Origin of the sequence: Candidatus Mycalebacterium zealandia (genome assembly GCA_014075295.1) — a bacterium.
In the GTDB taxonomy this organism is placed as follows: Bacteria; Desulfobacterota_D; UBA1144; order Nemesobacterales; family Mycalebacteriaceae; genus Mycalebacterium; species Mycalebacterium zealandia.
This window is the reverse complement of sequence record CP046180.1, coordinates 1,120,989-1,138,092: the sequence shown is the minus strand read 5'-3', so window position 1 is coordinate 1,138,092 and position 17,104 is coordinate 1,120,989. Positions and strand designations below refer to the sequence as shown.

Below are 17,104 nucleotides of genomic sequence, written 5' to 3'. Positions count from 1 at the left end.
TGCGGTTTTCGTTTCAGAGTGAAAAACAGGAGAAAGCAGTTATGCCCTTATGCACAAGCGAGCATGAAGAGATAAGACAGTCGGTGCGCAAATTCACCGAGGAAAAAATTGTTCCCATTGCGGCGGAAATCCACAATGAAAACAAGGAAATTCCGCCGGAGATTATAAAGGAGATGGGGGAACTCGGATATTTCGGGATGGTTTTCCCCGAAAAATACGGCGGTATCGGGATGGACTACATCAGCATGGCGATAGTTACCGAAGAACTCAGTCGTGGGTTGCTCAGCGCCGGAAGCATTATGACGCGCAACATCATCACCGGAACGCTTTTGCAAAACGGCGGGACGGAGGAGCAGAGAAAGAAGTTTCTTCCGGGTCTCGCAAGCGGGGAATTGATGTCCGCCGCGGCTTTCACCGAACCCGATAACGGGTCAGACCTCGCGGGAGCCAAAGTCAGCGCCACAAAAGACGGCGACCATTACATACTGCACGGAGAGAAAACATGGTGCACTTTCGCCAACAGGGCGAATGTTCTCGCGGTGCTTGCCCGGACTGACGCGGACGCATCCAAAAGGCACAAGGGCTTGAGCATATTTCTGGTTGAGAAGGAGCCATCGGAGCATCTTGACCATCCCAACATTGCGGGCGGTCCCATTCCCACAATTGGCTATCACGGAATGAAATCTTTCACCGTCAGTTTTGATGAATGCAGGGTTCCGGCGGAAAACCTTCTGGGGCTTGAGGAAGGCAGAGGGTTTTACCATCTTATGACCACTTTTGAAGCGGCGAGGATACAGACCGCGGCAAGAGCGGTGGGGGTCGCGCAGGCGGCTTTTGAGGAAGGAATTAAATACGCCAAAGAACGTGTGCAGTTCGGGCAGCCCATAAGCGATTTTCAGATTATACGCCACAAACTGTCGGAAATGGCGGTTGAGATTGAAGCCGCGCGCAATTTGACCTATGTTGCCGCGGAGAAGAAAGACAGCGGCAAACGTTGCGACCTTGAAGCCGGAATCGCCAAAGCCAAAGGGGCGGAAATGGCGGAGTTCGTAACCAGAGAGGCGATGCAGATATTCGGCAGTTACGGGTATTCCTCCGAATACCCGATGGAGAGATTCTGGCGGGACGCGCGCGTGTTCAGCATCTTTGAAGGAACAAGCGAAATTCAGCATGAAGTAATCGCCAGACGGCTTCTTGAAATTTATTGACAAACCTTTTCAAACGAAAAAAACAAGGAGGAAAAAAATGTTTGTATTAGACAACGGTTCAAGAGTTGTGGTTCCGAGAACGGAACTCACCTATCCCGGACACAATATGAAACTTCACACAAATGCGGCGGACCCTGAGAAGGCGCCTGTTGACCACGTGATGGCGGACCTTGAAGACGCCTGCCCTTATGAATTCAAAGGAGACAAAAGCAGGGCTGTTATGGTTGAAGCGCTCAACACGCTTGATTTTGGCAAAAAGGTCATAACGGTTCGTCCCAATAACGTGCGATCGGATTTCTTCAAAGGTGACATTGAGGCGATTATGAGCGGTGCCGTGGACAGGTTTCACGGCGTTATCATTCCCAAGTCAAACGGCCCCGAGGACATTAAAATCGTCTCCGACCTGCTGGACAAGTTGGAGAAGAAACACGGCTGGAAAACGAAGGTCGGCATAGAGGCGCTGATTGAGCGTCCGCGCGCCGTGAAATATGCCTACGAGATAGCGACCGCGTCTCCGAGAATGGCGGGACTTGTTTTCGGAATAGCCGATTACGCGGCCGAACTCGGTCTTGACCCCAACCTTCTTCTGGAAAAGCAGAACGAGGTTTTCTACTACGAGAAAAAAGCCGTTGTTACGGCGGCGAAAGCGGCCGGGCTTCACGCGATAGACAACGTCTATCTCAGAATCTGGAGAAAAGACGACAAGCCGGAAACCATCAAAGAGATTGAAAAGGGGCTTGAGAAAAAGTGTGTGGGCTCCGCGGAGATTGGAATGGACGGAACCTGGGTTATCCATCCGCAGCAGGCTCTGATATCCAATACCGCATTCTCTCCGACCGACAAGCAAATAGAAGAGGCCAAGCACCAGCTTGATTTCTATCATGAGCAGGGCGGCGGCAGCATGTTTGACCCCGAAACCGGGCAGATGGTTGACGAAGCAACCGCGAAAATCGCGCTTATGCGCATTTCAAAAGCCCTGAACGCCGGGATGATTGATCAGCAATATGTTGAAACAATGGCTGAGAAAAGCATGTCAATTACCGGATACAATATATTGGAAGGGCGGTAGTTCGGACATTATCAGCCCGTATCAGTCTTTTTAACGGGCAAACATGCGTCTACTCGCAGTTCCATTGCTTATTGCTTTTCTGCTGGTCTCGTTCCCTGCGCAGGGAGCGGCTCAGGAAAGTCAGTTACCGGAAATTTCAAAAGTTTCCATAAGAGGCGGCGGAGAGATTGACCACGACGAGATGAAGAGCGTCATCTCGGAAATTGTTCCAAGCGGCACATTCCTGCGCAGAACCTATCCGGAATTCGACAGATTCAAGGTTGAGAGAAACATGGAATACCTGCGGCAGTTTCTTGCGGGCAACGGGTATTACCGTTCTTTGGTAACTTGGCGTCCGGTTTATGAAAAAAACAAGAGAAGGGTCGCCGTAGAGATAAACATTAAACTCGGCAAGCACGTTGTTGTGTCCGAGGTGAGGATTAACGTCAAGGGGTCCCTCGCGCCCGAACAGGTCGCGCTCATCAGGGAGGCCGTTTACGGTGTGCCGCTCAAAGAGGGAGAGAGATTTTCCGTACAACGTTTTAAAAAAGCGAAAGGGGTTGTGAAAAACACCCTGCTTGAGATGGGGTATGCCTCGGCTGTGGTCAATTCAAAAGGAGAGGTCAGGCGGAAAGAGAGGCGTGTGGAGGTGATTTTTTCCATTGAGCCGGGCCCGCCGTATGTTTTTGGCAACATAGAGATTCGCACCGAAGATGAAACCCTGCGCAATCTGGTGATAGAAAACCTTACCTACCGCACGGGAGAGCCCAGTTCGCTGTCAAAACTTTTTGAATCAAAAAGGCGGCTTGTCGCGCTGGGGTATTTTGAGTCCGTTTCCATAACTTCGGAGATTGATGCCCGGGCGGCGGTGATTTCCACGGTTGTTACTCCCGTGCGAAGAAAAACCATGACTCTCCAGTTGGGAATCGGCGCCGGGCGGGTGGACAAACTGCGCGGGCGAGTGAAGCTGATAAACCGCCATTTTTTGCATCTGAACAGAACTTTGGAAATTTCCGCGCGGGCTTCTTTCGCGTCTCAGGGCGCTGCCGTGAGTATTCAGCAGACCGGATTTCTTGGGGCAAAATCAAACCTCTCATTGCTTTTTGATATCCGCAGAGACGACTTTCCGAGTTATGAGGCGGATTTTTTCATATTTTCTCCCGAAGTCAGGAAAGACTTTTCGCACGGCTTGTTTTCTGTTCATTTCAACCCCGCCGCGATCAGGTCTGAAATAAAATCGCAAGCGGGAGACACAAATCTTGCGCGCGGGCTTCAGGACATCTTTCTGGTCACGCTCATGGGCGGCATTGATATAACGGCGACTGACAATCCGGTGGACCCATTCAACGGTTTCACAATGAGTGCCGATATTGAGATTTCTCCCGCGTTTCTGGGCTCCGATGAGGAGTACGTGAAGACCGTTTTTGAAGCCGCCGGATATTTCAATCCCGCAGGCGGAATTGTGTTCGCCAAGAAGTTTCAGTTGGGATTTTTATCTCCGTTTGGACAGACGAGCCGCGATGAAGTTCCGCCGTTCACAAGATTGTTCGCGGGCGGCAACAAAAGCATGAGGGGATTTCCGTTTCAGGAACTGGGCCCGCTTGATTCACGGGGCGACCCCGTTGGAGGAAACTCGCTCATAACCGGAGCGTTTGAGGTGCGCTTCCCCATATGGCGAAAAATTGGCGGGGTGGCTTTTCTGGATTACGGAAATGTTTTTCCGAAAAGTTTTGACTATCCGTTTGGTGACCTGCGATACGCCGTTGGCACGGGTTTGCGTTATAAAGTCGCGGGAATTCCGATTGCTGTTGATTTTGGCTACGCTCTCAACCACGACTCGCGCCTAAAACGGTATCAGTTCTTTCTGGACGTGGGACACGCTTTTTAGCGTTTGCCAAGCGTTTTGTCCAGATTTCGCGCCGCCTGCCCTATGCGTTTTTCGTTTTCCACCAGAGCGAAGCGCACAAACCCTTCGCCGTGTTTGCCAAATCCCACTCCCGGAGAAGAGACAACACCCGCTTTTTTTACAAGCATCTTTGAAAACTCAAGCGAGCCCATTTTTTCAAACTGTTCGGGAATTTTCGCCCAGACGAACATAGTTGCGGACGGCGGCTCAATCTCCCAGTTGGCTTTGGCGAATGATTTTATGAGTTTGTCGCGTCTTGAGCGGTAGGTTTCTCTTACTTCGTCAACGCATTTCTGCGAGCCGTTCATTGCAAGAATGGACGCGATTTGGATGGGCTGGAAAATTCCGTAGTCAAGGTAACTTTTAATCTTCTTCAAATGCGCCACAATCTCCGGGTTGCCCACCATAAATCCAACCCTCCAGCCCGGCATATTGTAGGTTTTTGAAAGTGAGTAGAACTCAACGGCGACTTCCTTCGCCCCTTTGACCTGCATTATGCTCGGAGGCGTGCCATCAAAACACAACTCCGCGTAGGCAAAATCGTGAATAATCAGAATCCCCGCCTCGCGCGCTAAATCCACAATCTTTTCAAAGAAATCAATGTTGACTGTCTGAGTGGTCGGATTGTTTGGAAACGACACCAGAATTGCCTTTACCTTTTTTCCGTTCTTGCGCACCGCTTTCTCTATTGAGCCTATAAGGGTGTCGGTGTCGGAGACAAGCGGAACCGGAACCGGCTTGCCTCCGGCTATGGTTACCGAGTAAGGGTGAATTGGATACGCCGGAACCGGGACAATTACGCTGTCTCCGGCGGAGAGCAGGCACGGCATAAGATGTGAAATTCCCTCTTTTATGCCCATTGTGGCGACCGCTTCCCTGTCGGGGTTGAGTTTTACGTTAAACCTCCGCTCATACCAGTCGCAAACAGCTTTTCTCAAGTTCGTTATTCCGGCGGACGCCGAATAACGGTGGTTGCGCGGTTTGCCTGAAGACTCAATCAGTTTTTCAACAATATGACCTGGGGTCGGGCGGTCCGGATTGCCCATGCCCAAATCAATTATGTCTTCCCCTTTTATCCGTGCGTCTTTCTTGAGTTTGTCAACCGTGCTGAAGACGTATTCCGGAAGGCTTTGTATAAGAGGCGACTTCCATCGCCCGCCCGAACCTTTCATGATAAAGCGATTATATTTTAACGCTCTTGAATTTCAACTTGTCGATCCGGACTTTTCCAGTCCGCTTTTGCCTGTTAGATTTACTTGGGATGGAGAAAAAGCGGACAAAAAAGGTGCGAATTACCCATCTGAAGCGCATGAAGGAAGACGGGCGTAAGATTGTCGCCATCACGGCTTACGACTGGTCTGTTGCTTCAATAGTTGATGAGTGCGGCGTTGATGTTGTTCTCGTGGGCGATTCGCTCGGCAACGTTGTTCAGGGGCTTGAGAGCACAATTCCGGTGCGCATGAGCGAGATGATTTACCACACAAAAAACGTGGCGCGCGGCATCAAAACGGCACATCTGTGTGCGGATATGCCGTTTCTTTCGTATCAGGCAAGCGACTATGACGCCGTAAGGAATGCCGGAAATCTTATGAAACGCGGCGGCGCGGAATCGGTAAAAATAGAGGTCAACGCAACGCGCTACACAAAAACCGTTCGCGCCCTCACGGACTCGGGGATTCCCGTTATAGCACATGTGGGGCTGTGTCCGCAGTCGGTCAATATGCTCGGTGGATACGGAGTTCAGGGAAAAACTTCAGAGTCCGCGCAGTTTATCTACGACCTTGCCCTTGAATGCGCCGGCGAGGGAGCGTTTGCGCTTCTTCTTGAGCGTGTTGAGCCTTCTCTTACGGAAAAAATAACCTCCGCAGTCGACATACCGGTTATAGGCATCGGTTCGGGCGGCGGATGTGACGGTCAGGTTCTTGTTTTTGACGACATGGTGGGACTTACAAAGGGTCCGCTACCGGGATTTGTGAAGAAATACTCCGAAGCAAGAAAAATCTTTTCCGCCGCGACCGGAGAATACATCCGTGAAGTCAGAAAAGGCGTTTTCCCATCTCCGGACGGGAAAAAACGGTGAAATCCCCCGCCATCATCAGAACGGTTGACGAGATGAGGGAATTCTCGTCCGCCGCGGTGCGTAACGGGCGCAAAGTCGGTCTTGTTCCCACCATGGGATCAATTCACGAGGGGCATTTGAGCGTTGTGCGGGAGACTTCCGCCCATGCCGATGTGTGCGTGGCAAGTATATTTGTCAATCCACTTCAATTCTCAGCCGGAGAGGACTACGGAGGTTACAAAAGGGACGAAGAGGGCGATGTTGAAAAACTTTCCACCACCGGAATTGACGCTGTTTTTCTGCCGTCCGCGGATGAGATATACCCGCCCGGGTTTCAGACCTCCGTTGAGGCAAGCGAGTTGCAGAAGTTTCTTTGCGGCGCTTCAAGGCCCGGTCATTTCAAAGGGGTGGCGACTGTTGTAATGAAACTTTTCAACATAGTCAGTCCGGATGTGGCGGGATTTGGCGAGAAAGATTTTCAGCAACTCGCGATAATCAAAAGAGTTGTCAGGGATCTTCATCTTGACGTTCACATAATAGCGGTTCCCACCGTGAGGGAGCCGTCCGGTCTTGCCATGAGTTCGCGAAATGAATACCTTTCTGAACAGGAAAGGGAAACGGCGGTTGCTATTCCGCGCGTTTTATTTAAAATGAAGCGGCTTTTTGAGTCGGGGATGCGTGAGAGCGCGGAGATTTTGAAAGACGGCGGGCGGTTTCTCGCCGGTGAGGGAATTGTTGAGGTGGATTACCTTGAGATTTGCGACCCTGAGACGCTTATTCCGGTTGAAAAAGCGTCCGAAGGGAGTTTAGCGGCAATTGCCGCGAGGGTTGGGAAAGCCAGACTTATAGACAGCATAAGATTTTGAAGGGGAGGAATTTGCAATGAAAATAAGTTTGCTGAAATCAAAAATTCACAAGGCGATAGTTACCGAAGCCGACCTTGAATACGAAGGGAGTTTGACTCTTGACCCGGTTCTCATAGAGGCGGCGGGTTTGCTTGTTCATGAGAAGGTTTCCATATTCAACGTTACTAACGGCCACAGGTTCTTTACATACGTGATAGAAGGTGAAAGAGGCACAAATGCGGTGTGTGTGAACGGCGCGGCCGCCCATCTGGCGCGTGAGGGCGATTCGTTGATTATCGTGAGTTTCGGTTCATATGATGAGAGCGAATGCAAGAACCACAAGCCCAAGTTTGTTTATGTTGATGAGCGCAACAACATCACGGCGGTAAAACACGAAGTAAGCCCATTCACAATACCGGAGGTTGGGCATAAACAATAATACTTCTTGAATTCCCCCGTCTTAAGAGGGATAATGAAAGAGAACTGGGGGCTGGAGTTGTTTAGCCGTCAATTCTTTATATAGAATTCCGATTTTTATTTATCTGTTTGTTCCGGGAGAGATGGTTTTATGAAAGCGATTATTCTTGCTGCAGGTTTGGGGAGCAGGTTGCGCCCTTATACCGAATATGTTCCAAAGTGCTTGCTTGACGTGGGCGGCACCTCACTCCTTCAAAACCAGATAAACCACATAAGAGACTGTGGAATAAATGATGTTGTTATTGTTGTCGGCTTCGGTTTTAACAAAGTTGAGGCCTTTCTGCGCAGTTATGACAGCATCGGCATGAGGATCAAAACCCTTTACAACCCGTTCTACACAACGACCAACAGTCTTGTGTCTCTGTGTCTGGCGCGGGGCGAGATGAATGATGATTTGGTCATAATGAACGGCGATGACATATTTGAGATAGATATTCTGGACAGCATGATAAACGCGAGGAAAGAAAACATAGTGCTTCCGGTCAAAAAGAAAGAGAATTACGATGAGGAAGACATGAAGATAAGGATGGAAAACGGTCATGTGTCGCTTGTAACAAAAGACATTAAAGACCATATCCATTACGAGTCGGTGGGATTGCGTCTTTTCAGGGGAACCGGTGTCGAAATGTTAAAGAGGGCTTCCGAAGAGGAGATGAGGTCTGGAAATGTGCGCCAGAAATGGTATGTGTCATGCATACAGAGGCTTTTGAACAAGGGCTATAAAATCAAACCTTTCGACATAGGCAATATGTTCTGGATGGATGTTGACTATCCAAAAGATCTGTTTCTCGCCAAAAATAACTTTGACAAATTTGTGTTCGGCGGCGGGCGTCGCGCCGCGGTTGGCGGATCTCTGAAAATAGTTTCTTCGGGTTAACCCTGCAATGACGGACGCCCTGATTGTGGCTTGCGGGACAGGATTTCAAGGCGAGTCCCTTGAAGATTTTCTTGAATTTTCCGTGGGCGGACTCACACAGGTCCGCAGGCTTGTGCGTTCTTGTCTGAAGAGCGGCATTGATGACATCACCGTTGTTTCAACGGCTTCTGAATCCACATTAAGACGCATGCTTCCCGAATCCGTTTCGGGTGATGCAAAGATAACTTTTACAGCGCCCGGCACCGTTTTTGCCGAACGTGACCGGGGAGGCAAAGTCCTGATATTGCAGGCAAACCTGTTTTTTCAGATGCCTCTTCTGGAAAAATTCATCAAGGAAAGTCCTTCCACCGGCGGGGCGGTTTTGATGAAAACCTCCGAAAATGACTCCACGGGCACAAAAATTACAAAACCGCTCGGCGCGGCGATTGTTGAGCCCGAAGCCGTGGCGGACCTTCTTGAAGACTGCAATCTGTCCAGATGGGTGGGGCGTTACAGAATGGAGGGCATCACTGAGTATGAAAACTCCGAAGGTCTTTACGCCATCAATCTTGATGCCGAGTCTTTTTCAGGAGCGCGGCGGCTTATTGCTTCAACCGTGGGAAAGACCTCAACCGGCTGGATAGCCAAGAATATAAACGGCAAGCTGTCTTTGCCAATAAGTTTGTGGCTTGCCTGCAACACTTCGCTTACCCCCAACCATATAAGCGTTCTGACCAACATTGTGGCGGGCGTGCCGTGCATAATCGCGTATTTGACGGGGTATCCGTTTCTCGGGGCGGTCTTTATGCAAATCGCCGCGATTCTTGACCGTTGCGACGGCGAGGTGGCGCGCCTCAAACTACTTGAAACGAAGAGAGGCGAATGGGTCGACACGATAAGTGACCAACTAACAATCGGGGGCTTTGTCATCAGTGTTCCGGTCGGCTACTACATTCACGGAGACAACCAGCATCTGGCTTTGTGGCTGGGCCTTTTGAACCTGTCCATTTTTCTTTTCTTTCTGGTGTGGTCTTTCATTTTTATGGTTCGTTACACGAAGTCCGGAAGTCTGGTTTCATACCACCGCATTGACGAACTTTTAGGCAACGCCCCACTTTCCCCGGTCAGGCGCCTCATGGCTTTCCTGCGTCCGGTAATGAGGAGAAACTTTTACTCGCTGGCTTTCGTGTTTTTGGCGGCGGCCGGAGGCTATATGTGGATTCTGATTGTTACGACAATGGGGCTTGTCGGAATCTTCCTTCACCAACTTGAAGACATTTTCAGAATCCGGGGACGAGTTCCCCGCAAAGAGTCCTAAAAACCGTTTGTGCTGTCTTTGTAGGTTTTCAATTCGCCTTTGACTTTGTTAATCATCGCGAAAATTCCTATCATGTTCACAAACGCCATAAGAAAGATAAGGGCGTCGGACAAACTGATAACCGATGACAGGCTGATAGCCGAGCCGATTGCCACGCAGACGCAAAATATGGCGTTGAAGGTCAGTTTGTTGCTTTCAGTCTCGCCGAACAGAAATGTCCAGGATTTAAGACCGTAATAACTCCACGATATCATTGAGGAGAAAGCGAAGAGTATCGCGGCAAAAGCCAGAACATACGGGAACCACGATATTGAAGACGCGAACGCCGCCGATGTTATTTCAATTCCCGCCATGCCTCCGTCTGTAATCTGATAGGTGCCGGTCAGAACTATCACAAGGGCTGTTATGGAACAGATGACAACTGTGTCCAAAAACGGCTCAAGAAGCGAAACCAGACCTTCCGTCGCGGGGTAGTTTGTCTTTACCGTGCTGTGGGCGATTGCCGCCGAACCGAGCCCCGCTTCGTTGGAGAAAGCGGCTCGTTGAAATCCCCATATCATCACTCCCAACGCTCCGCCTTCAACCCCTTCGGGCGTGAAGGCGCCATGGAATATCAACGACAACGCTTCGGGTACCTGGTCAAATCTGAGTCCGATAATCACAAGTGCCGCGCCCACGTAAACAATCGCCATAAACGGAACAATTTTTGAAGTTACGCGACCTATCTGTTTTATTCCGCCGATGATAACAAGCCCGAGCACTATGGCGACAACCACTCCGAAAATCCAACCTGAAGTGGCGCCTCCGCCTGAAATCTCGCTGAACTGTGTGAAAGACTGGTTCGCCTGAAAAAGGCATCCCGCGCCTATTGCTCCGCCCACGCAAAACACCGCGAACAAAGACGCAAGAACCTTGCCGAGTTTTTTCATTCCCATTTCTTCAAAGCCGCGCGAAAGGTAATACATCGGCCCGCCCGACACGGAACCGTCCGGATTTTCCTTGCGGTATTTAACTCCCAGAGTGCATTCACAAAACTTGAGCGACATTCCAAACAGCCCCGCCACCATCATCCAGAATGCCGCCCCGGGACCGCCTTGTGAAACTGCTATGGCAACTCCGGCTATGTTGCCGAGTCCCACGGTTGCTCCGCATGCGGTCGTGAGCGCCTGAAAGTGGCTGACTTCTCCGGGCGCGCCCGGTTGCGATGATTCCGGCGTTTTCCCGCTCACAATATCTATTGCGTGTTTAAAACCTCTTATGTTTATGAATTTGAAATATATGGTGCAGAAAATGCTTGCTCCGATGAGCACAGCGACCACAATTTTGATGTCGCTTCCGAAAAGCGGAACGGAAACGAAAACCCATTTCCCCAATATCTCCGCGAGCGGGCTGACCGCCTGATCAATGGCTTTGTCAATTTCCGCGCGCGCCGTAATCGGTAAAAACAGCGCGAAAAACGCTGAAAGTATTGAAAACGGTTTCGGGAATAATGACATTCGGGTTTCCTCCGGAAAAACAGACGAATTGCGAGATACGGACTAACGGACAATACTTTTTCGTGTAAGTATACGAGTTTACGCGGGCTTGACAATTGAGGGCTTTTCAAATATTTAACTACCTCTGAAAAAGACGCAAAACCGCTAACAGAGGACGTAATTTGGCTGAAAAAAAGGTGAAAAAGAACAAAACCGTTGTTAAGGGGACATCCTCAAAATTCAAAACAAAGGATAAGGTTGCCCCCGTTGCAAAGAAAACCGCGAAGAAAAAACCTTCCGCCTCCGCACAGACAAAAAAGAGCGTGTCCGCCGCGAAATCCGGCAAATACGGAAAGCGGTTTCTTGACGAAATCACAAAGGAGCTGTTACTCATGAAAGATGGGCTTCTGAAAGATGTTTCACGCTCTCTTCAGCAGGAAAACAGCCTTAATGTGGGAGATTTTTACGACAAAGCATCCGATGACAGAGAGAGAGTTCTGTCGCTGACTTTTTCCGAGCGAGAGCGCAACAAACTGAATCAGATTGAAGACGCGCTCAAACGCGTAAGAGAGGGAACTTACGGAGTTTGCGAGATGACCGGCGAAAAAATCGGCGAAGACCGTTTGCGCGTGATGCCTTTTGCCCGTTTTACGATTGAAGCTCAGGAAGAGATGGAAAAAGTCGGCTGAAGTTTTTCCATATTCTCTCTGCACGGCGGTTTTACTATTCCCCTGTCCGTTATTATGCAGTCAATATTTTCGGCGGGCGTTATGTCAAAAGCCGGATTCATGATTTTCGCGCCTTTCGCGGCGGTGCGCGTCCGTCCGATGTGGGAAACCTCCCGTTCGTCTCTCTGCTCAATGGGAATGTCTTTGCCGCTTGCGCAGTTCATATCAACTGTTGACCATGGCGCGGCGACGTAAAACGCGATTCCGTGGTGTTTTGCCAGAACGGACAGTTGATAGGTTCCTATCTTGTTTGCGACATCTCCGTTTGAGGCAATTCTGTCCGCCCCGACAATAACCGCATCCACGCCGCCGTTCTTCATAACGTATCCCGCGGCGGTGTCGGTTATGACCCGAACCGGTATGCCGTCATCCGAAAGTTCCCATGCCGTAAGCCGCGCCCCTTGAAGCAGAGGGCGGGTTTCGGATGAGATAACATTTATTTCCTTGCCCGAGTCCCTCGCGGCTCTCAAAACTCCGAGCGCGGTTCCGTATCCGGCGGTCGCCAGACCTCCGGCGTTGCAGTGAGTCATAACGGTCGCGCCGTTTTTTATGAGCGGCTCTCCGGTTTTCCCTATTTTTTTGCAAAGATTCAAGTCTTCATCGCAGATGGCGATTGCTTCGGCGCGCAGAATTTCAGCGATTTTCCCGGGCTCCGATTCAGGGTTGGAGGAAAGCAATTTTCCCATCCTTTCAAGCGCCCAGAAGAGATTGACCGCCGTGGGGCGTGTTTGCGCCAGCGTTTCACTCACTCGCGCCATTTTTCTTGCAAATTCCCGTTTTGTCCCGAACTTGTTTTCCGCCGCGCCGAGGGCGTATCCCATCGCCGCCGCGATGCCAATCGCGGGAGCGCCTCTTATTGCCATTGAGCGTATTGCCTCGGCAACCTGCTTGTGAGTTTTACACTCAAGATAGGTTTTTTCTCCGGGCAATTTTCTCTGGTCAAGAATGACCGCCGCGCCGTTTTTCCATTCAATTGTTCTGAAAGGCATCGTAAGCCGCTTCTACCGGACGTCCCGCGTATTCTCATCGGAGTCTTTCTCTTCTGGAGGCAGTGAGGCGAGCAACCCGGTGGATTGCGCCGCCGATTCGGTCTGCGGAAAGTTTTTTGCCACATAGGTGAATCTGCGCCGCGCCGCTTCGTAGTGTTTGCGCCTCAGGTAGAACTTTCCTATTTCCAGTTCGCTTTCAGCCAGTGTTTCATTGCAGAAGCCTATTTTCTCAAGCGCGCTGTCTTTGTGCTCCGTTTCGGGGTGATATGACAGTAGCGACTGATACCAGTAAATGGCCTGTTTGCACGGTTCCTGATCCCTTGTGTATGATTCCTTCATCCTGTAAAAACTCTCCGAAAGTCCTAAAAGCGCGTGTTCGCGCCCCGGGTGTTTGGGATTGTCCGCGATGAATCTCTTATACTGGTCCGCGGCGCTCTGAAACTTTTCATCGGCGAAGTAGATGTCGGCGGTTTTCAACGAAGCAAGCGGCGCGTAAGAACTGAAGCCGTGCCGTATCTGCAACTCTTGAAGTATGTCAAGGGCGTGTTCGTAAGAAGATGCGCCTTTGTCCGCGATTTCGGATGACCGAGTGAACATCTGCTCGGCCGTCATTGCCGAATAGTCCGCGCCGCCCCCGCATGAGCAAAGTATCAGCGCGGCGGCCGCGAGCGTGAAAAAAGTTCGTTTTTGAAGCATTTTAACAGTCCTAAATATCAACTATTGGCGTTTCCAGTCAAGACCTTACAGTCCCAAATCTATAAGCAGTTTTCCGTTTTCAATATTCACGCCTTTTCGCAGAGCTTCATTCTCGCCGCCGCCCGCGATTTTCAGCGCATACGGCATAATTTTGCCCGAAAGGGCGTAGGTCGCCGTTCTCGCCGCGAGAGAGGGAATGTTTGTTACGCAGTAGTGCGTTACACCGCTTGTTTTGTAAACGGGGTCGGTGTGAGAAGTGGGGCGGCTTGTTTCCGAACAGCCTCCCTGGTCTATTGAAACATCGGTGAAAACCGAGCCGTCTTCCATCGCCGCGATTGCTTCGGCGGTTATTACTTTTGGCGCCACGAGACCCGGAACAAGAACCGCGCCCACAACAAGGTCAGACCGCGCGCACTCCTCATTTATGAGCGAATTGTATGACGGCAGCGTTTTAACTCTGCCTCCAAACCGCTCGTGAAAAAGCGTGAGTTTTGCCGGGTTTTTGTCTATGACCGTAACCTCCGAGCCCATGCCAAGTGCGACTTCCGCCGCGCCGCCGCCCACTATTCCGCCGCCCACCACAAGAGTTTTCGCGGGGCGCACTCCCGGAACGCCGCCGAGCAGAACTCCTTTGCCGTCATTGTCTTTTTGTAGATACGCCGCCCCTATCTGTGCGGAAATTCTTCCCGCTATAAGGCTCATCGGCTCCAGTAACGGCAACGCGCCGTCTGCGGTTTGCACGGTTTCAAAAGCGATCGCTCTGGAGCCCGAAGCAACAAGGGCTTCGGTCAGGCGCGGTTCCGCCGCGAGATGCAGATAGCAGAAAAGTGTGTGCTTTTCGGTGATAAGCGTATATTCGCTTTCCTGCGGTTCTTTGACCTTTACAATCAAAGACGCCTCTTCAAAAACCTCCGCCGCCGATTGCGCGATTTGCGCGCCCGCCGAGGAGTATTGCTCGTCGGTTATTCCCACCCCGTTTCCCGCGGATTTTTCAACGATTGTTTCGTGCCCCGCTTCGGTAAATGTGCGTATGGCGCGCGGGGTCAGGGCGACTCTGAATTCAGAGGTTTTCACCTCTTTTGGAATTCCTATTTTCATAGATTGTTATTTCAGGGTTTCGCCGGGTTTGAGCGCGGCAATCTCCAGCCCCTTCATGTCCGAAGTCAGTTTTCCGAGTTCTTCGGGCGTGCCGGTGAGCGGCGGGAAGGTGGCGTAGTGCATCGGAATCACAATCTCAGGCGATATGAATTTGCAGGCGTATGACGCTTCCAGCGGTCCCATTGTGAACAGGTCGCCTATGGGCAGAAACGCGAGTTTCGGCGCGTAAATCTCTTTTATGAGTTTCATGTCGCTGAAAATGTTAGTGTCTCCCGCGTGATACATGCGGTAACCGTCTTCAAGTTCAATCACAAAACCGCCCGCCTCGCCGCCGTCTGAGGTTGTGCCGTCTTCCTCGCCGATTCCGCTTGAATGCTGAGCGTGCGTCATCACAAACTTCACGCCTTCAACCGTTTGCCCGCCGCCTTTGTTCATCGGGCAGCAGTTCTCAACGCCTTTTGTTCCGAGCCACGCGCAGATTTCCCAGTTCGCCACCATTTGCGGTTTGTGTTCTTTGGCGATTTCAACGGCATCATTGATGTGGTCAAAATGACCGTGTGTTATCGCGATAACGTCAACTTTTTCAACCTTGTACAGGTTTTCCGGACACGCGGGGTTTCCTTTCACCCACGGGTCAATAAGCACATTTTTGCCTTTCGGCGTTTTCACCATAAAGGTTGAGTGTCCGTAATATGTTATTTCTGTTCCGTCAGTTAGTTTTCCCACGGCGTTGTTCCTCCTCTCAAGAGTTGTGAAGTCAAACTAACCGCGCCCATTTTTATTGTCAAAAGGCGGGTTCATTGTCAAAGCAATCAGTCAGGGGTTTTCCCGTCCGGTTTTGTGTTATTCTGTATCTTTATTCGCAGGCGGAACCGTTTCCATGCTTGACTGGAAATTTGTTGAACAAAATCTTGATGAAGTGAAGAAAAAACTGTCCGCGCGCGGTTTTGACTTTGATTTTGCGGGGATTTCACCGCTTTTGAGCCGCCGCCGCGAAGTTATAGGGCAGGTTGAGGAGCTGGAGCGCAAGCGCAATGAGGGTTCGCGCGAAATGGCGGCTCTCAAACAAAAGGGCGACGACAAAGGGTTTGAAAAACTCTCCGATGAACTCAAAACCGTTTCAGAAAAAGTGAAATCGCTCAATTCCGACCGGACGGAAATTGAGGAGAAAATCAGAACCGAAATGCTCATAATTCCGAACATTCCGCACGAAAGTGTTCCCGCGGGAGCGGGAGCGGGCGACAACATTGAAGTGAGAAAGTGGGGCGAAAAGCCCGAATTTGATTTTGAGCCTCTGCTTCACGACCAAATCGGGGAAAAACTCCGAATTCTTGACCTTGAGCGCGCGGCGAAAATCACCGGTTCGCGTTTCGCGCTTTATTTCGGTGCGGGTGCGCGGCTTGAACGTGCGCTCGCGAACTTCATGCTTGATATTCACACAAAGGAAAACGGCTACACGGAAACGCTTCCGCCGTTTGCGGCAAACACCGCAAGTTTGACCGGAACGGGTAATCTGCCGAAATTTGAGGACGATCTGTTCAAACTTTCCGGCACGGACTATTTTCTTATTCCGACAGCCGAGGTTCCTGTTACCAACATTTACCGCGATGAAGTTATTTCAGGCGACTTGCCGCTTAAATACGTTGCTCATACGCCGTGTTTCCGCAAAGAGGCGGGTTCATACGGCAAAGACACAAAGGGCATTATGCGACAGCATCAGTTCAACAAGGTTGAGTTGGTCAAGTTCGCGCGTCCGGAAAATTCGTATGACGAGTTGGAAAGCTTAATGGCGGACGCGTGCGGGATTTTGGAAAAATTGGGGCTTCATTACCGCGTTGTAACTCTCTGCGCGGGCGATATGGGGTTTTCCGCCGCGAAAACATACGACATTGAAGTCTGGCTACCGGGAGAGGGCGCGTACAGGGAAATTTCCTCGTGCAGTAATTTTGAGGATTTTCAGGCGAGAAGGGCGGGAATAAGATTCAAAGATGGCAAAAAAACGGCGTTTGTTCACACGCTTAACGGTTCCGGGCTCGCGATTGGCCGCACCGTTGTGGCAATTCTTGAAAACTACCAGCAAAAAGACGGAAGCGTGAAAATTCCCGATGCGCTTGTTGAGTATATGGGAGTGGAGAGGATTGATTAATTAATCCAAGAGTAAAAGAAGTCAGCACAACGGAAGACTGCAAACTTCAACTTGTTTTTGATAACGGGGAGCGTGGTTTGTATGACTGCTCGGATTTGTTGGATTTTGGGGTTTTTGCTGAGTTAAAGGACAAACAATACTTTCAAAAAGCGACCGTTTTAGATGGAACGGTTGTTTGGCCCAATGATCAGGATATATGTCCTGATACGCTGTATTTGGATTCGGTGAGAGGTTAAGCGTTAAAATTCCGGACGC

General features: G+C 50.6%; 17 protein-coding genes. 11 read left to right on the top strand and 6 right to left on the bottom strand.

All coding sequences use genetic code 11. From position 1 onward, the window contains the following. The first annotated feature begins 41 nt into the window (after positions 1 to 41). From GKS04_05835 to GKS04_05825, 3 genes are read left to right on the top strand one after another with little or no spacing between them, the layout of a single operon-like run. Positions 42 to 1,208 carry a hypothetical protein gene (locus GKS04_05835; protein ID QMU56633.1) on the top strand — a complete coding sequence of 389 codons (1,167 nt, stop codon included), beginning with the start codon at positions 42 to 44 and terminating at the stop codon, positions 1,206 to 1,208. Between the two features lie 37 nt (positions 1,209 to 1,245). Continuing rightward, on the top strand, positions 1,246 to 2,277 hold the full coding sequence (locus GKS04_05830) for a hypothetical protein (protein QMU56632.1): 1,032 nt from the start codon (positions 1,246 to 1,248) through the stop codon (positions 2,275 to 2,277). A gap of 43 nt (positions 2,278 to 2,320) precedes the next feature. After that, positions 2,321 to 4,144 (top strand): BamA/TamA family outer membrane protein, encoded by a 1,824-nt coding sequence (locus tag GKS04_05825; GenBank protein QMU56631.1) that lies wholly within the window; start codon positions 2,321 to 2,323, stop codon positions 4,142 to 4,144. Here GKS04_05825 and GKS04_05820 read toward each other — a convergent pair. Further along, complete coding sequence (locus GKS04_05820) at positions 4,141 to 5,334, bottom strand: aminotransferase class I/II-fold pyridoxal phosphate-dependent enzyme (protein ID QMU56630.1); 1,194 nt, start codon at positions 5,332 to 5,334, stop codon at positions 4,141 to 4,143. The genes GKS04_05825 and GKS04_05820 overlap by 4 nt on opposite strands. A gap of 89 nt (positions 5,335 to 5,423) precedes the next feature. Between GKS04_05820 and panB the strand changes: the two genes are divergently transcribed. The 5 genes from panB (at position 5,424) to GKS04_05795 (ending at position 9,717) form a co-directional block, all read left to right on the top strand. Further along, on the top strand, positions 5,424 to 6,242 hold the full coding sequence (gene panB, locus GKS04_05815; protein QMU56629.1) for a 3-methyl-2-oxobutanoate hydroxymethyltransferase: 819 nt from the start codon (positions 5,424 to 5,426) through the stop codon (positions 6,240 to 6,242). A gap of 32 nt (positions 6,243 to 6,274) precedes the next feature. Further along, positions 6,275 to 7,087 carry a pantoate--beta-alanine ligase gene (locus GKS04_05810; protein ID QMU56719.1) on the top strand — a complete coding sequence of 271 codons (813 nt, stop codon included), beginning with the start codon at positions 6,275 to 6,277 and terminating at the stop codon, positions 7,085 to 7,087. A 16-nt stretch (positions 7,088 to 7,103) separates the two neighbouring features. After that, on the top strand, positions 7,104 to 7,505 hold the full coding sequence (locus GKS04_05805) for an aspartate 1-decarboxylase (protein ID QMU56628.1): 402 nt from the start codon (positions 7,104 to 7,106) through the stop codon (positions 7,503 to 7,505). 129 nt (positions 7,506 to 7,634) lie between these two features. Then, positions 7,635 to 8,420, top strand: coding sequence for an NTP transferase domain-containing protein (locus GKS04_05800; GenBank protein QMU56627.1), 786 nt, complete (start codon positions 7,635 to 7,637; stop codon positions 8,418 to 8,420). Positions 8,421 to 8,427: 7 nt separating this feature from the next. Then, positions 8,428 to 9,717: a hypothetical protein gene (locus GKS04_05795; GenBank protein QMU56626.1), complete on the top strand. Its 1,290-nt coding sequence runs from the start codon at positions 8,428 to 8,430 to the stop codon at positions 9,715 to 9,717. On the opposite strand, the gene GKS04_05790 is transcribed toward GKS04_05795, so the two are convergent. Then, the gene (locus tag GKS04_05790; GenBank protein QMU56625.1) at positions 9,714 to 11,213 is read right to left on the bottom strand and encodes an amino acid carrier protein; all 1,500 of its coding nucleotides are present in this window, start codon (positions 11,211 to 11,213) and stop codon (positions 9,714 to 9,716) included. The two genes, GKS04_05795 and GKS04_05790, sit on opposite strands and share 4 nt — an antisense overlap. A gap of 161 nt (positions 11,214 to 11,374) precedes the next feature. On the opposite strand from GKS04_05790, the gene GKS04_05785 reads away from it, so the two are divergent. Further along, on the top strand, positions 11,375 to 11,881 hold the full coding sequence (locus tag GKS04_05785; protein QMU56624.1) for a hypothetical protein: 507 nt from the start codon (positions 11,375 to 11,377) through the stop codon (positions 11,879 to 11,881). On the opposite strand, the gene mtnA is transcribed toward GKS04_05785, so the two are convergent. The 4 genes from mtnA to GKS04_05765 are packed head-to-tail and all read right to left on the bottom strand — an operon-like array spanning position 11,854 to position 15,375. Then, positions 11,854 to 12,909, bottom strand: a complete 1,056-nt coding sequence (mtnA, locus tag GKS04_05780) for an S-methyl-5-thioribose-1-phosphate isomerase (GenBank protein ID QMU56623.1) — start codon at positions 12,907 to 12,909, stop codon at positions 11,854 to 11,856. The genes GKS04_05785 and mtnA overlap by 28 nt on opposite strands. A gap of 12 nt (positions 12,910 to 12,921) precedes the next feature. Next, positions 12,922 to 13,605, bottom strand: coding sequence for an outer membrane protein assembly factor BamD (gene bamD, locus GKS04_05775; protein ID QMU56622.1), 684 nt, complete (start codon positions 13,603 to 13,605; stop codon positions 12,922 to 12,924). A 45-nt stretch (positions 13,606 to 13,650) separates the two neighbouring features. Next, a complete protein-coding gene (ald, locus tag GKS04_05770; protein QMU56621.1) occupies positions 13,651 to 14,703 on the bottom strand; it encodes an alanine dehydrogenase in 1,053 nt (350 codons plus the stop codon). 6 nt (positions 14,704 to 14,709) lie between these two features. Beyond that, complete coding sequence (locus GKS04_05765) at positions 14,710 to 15,375, bottom strand: metal-dependent hydrolase (protein ID QMU56718.1); 666 nt, start codon at positions 15,373 to 15,375, stop codon at positions 14,710 to 14,712. Positions 15,376 to 15,583: 208 nt separating this feature from the next. Between GKS04_05765 and serS the strand changes: the two genes are divergently transcribed. Further along, entirely contained in the window at positions 15,584 to 16,849 is a 1,266-nt protein-coding gene (serS, locus tag GKS04_05760) for a serine--tRNA ligase (GenBank protein QMU56620.1), read from the top strand. After that, on the top strand, positions 16,849 to 17,085 hold the full coding sequence (locus GKS04_05755) for a DUF2442 domain-containing protein (protein ID QMU56717.1): 237 nt from the start codon (positions 16,849 to 16,851) through the stop codon (positions 17,083 to 17,085). The genes serS and GKS04_05755 overlap by 1 nt, the downstream gene beginning before the upstream one ends. Positions 17,086 to 17,104: the final 19 nt, after the last annotated feature.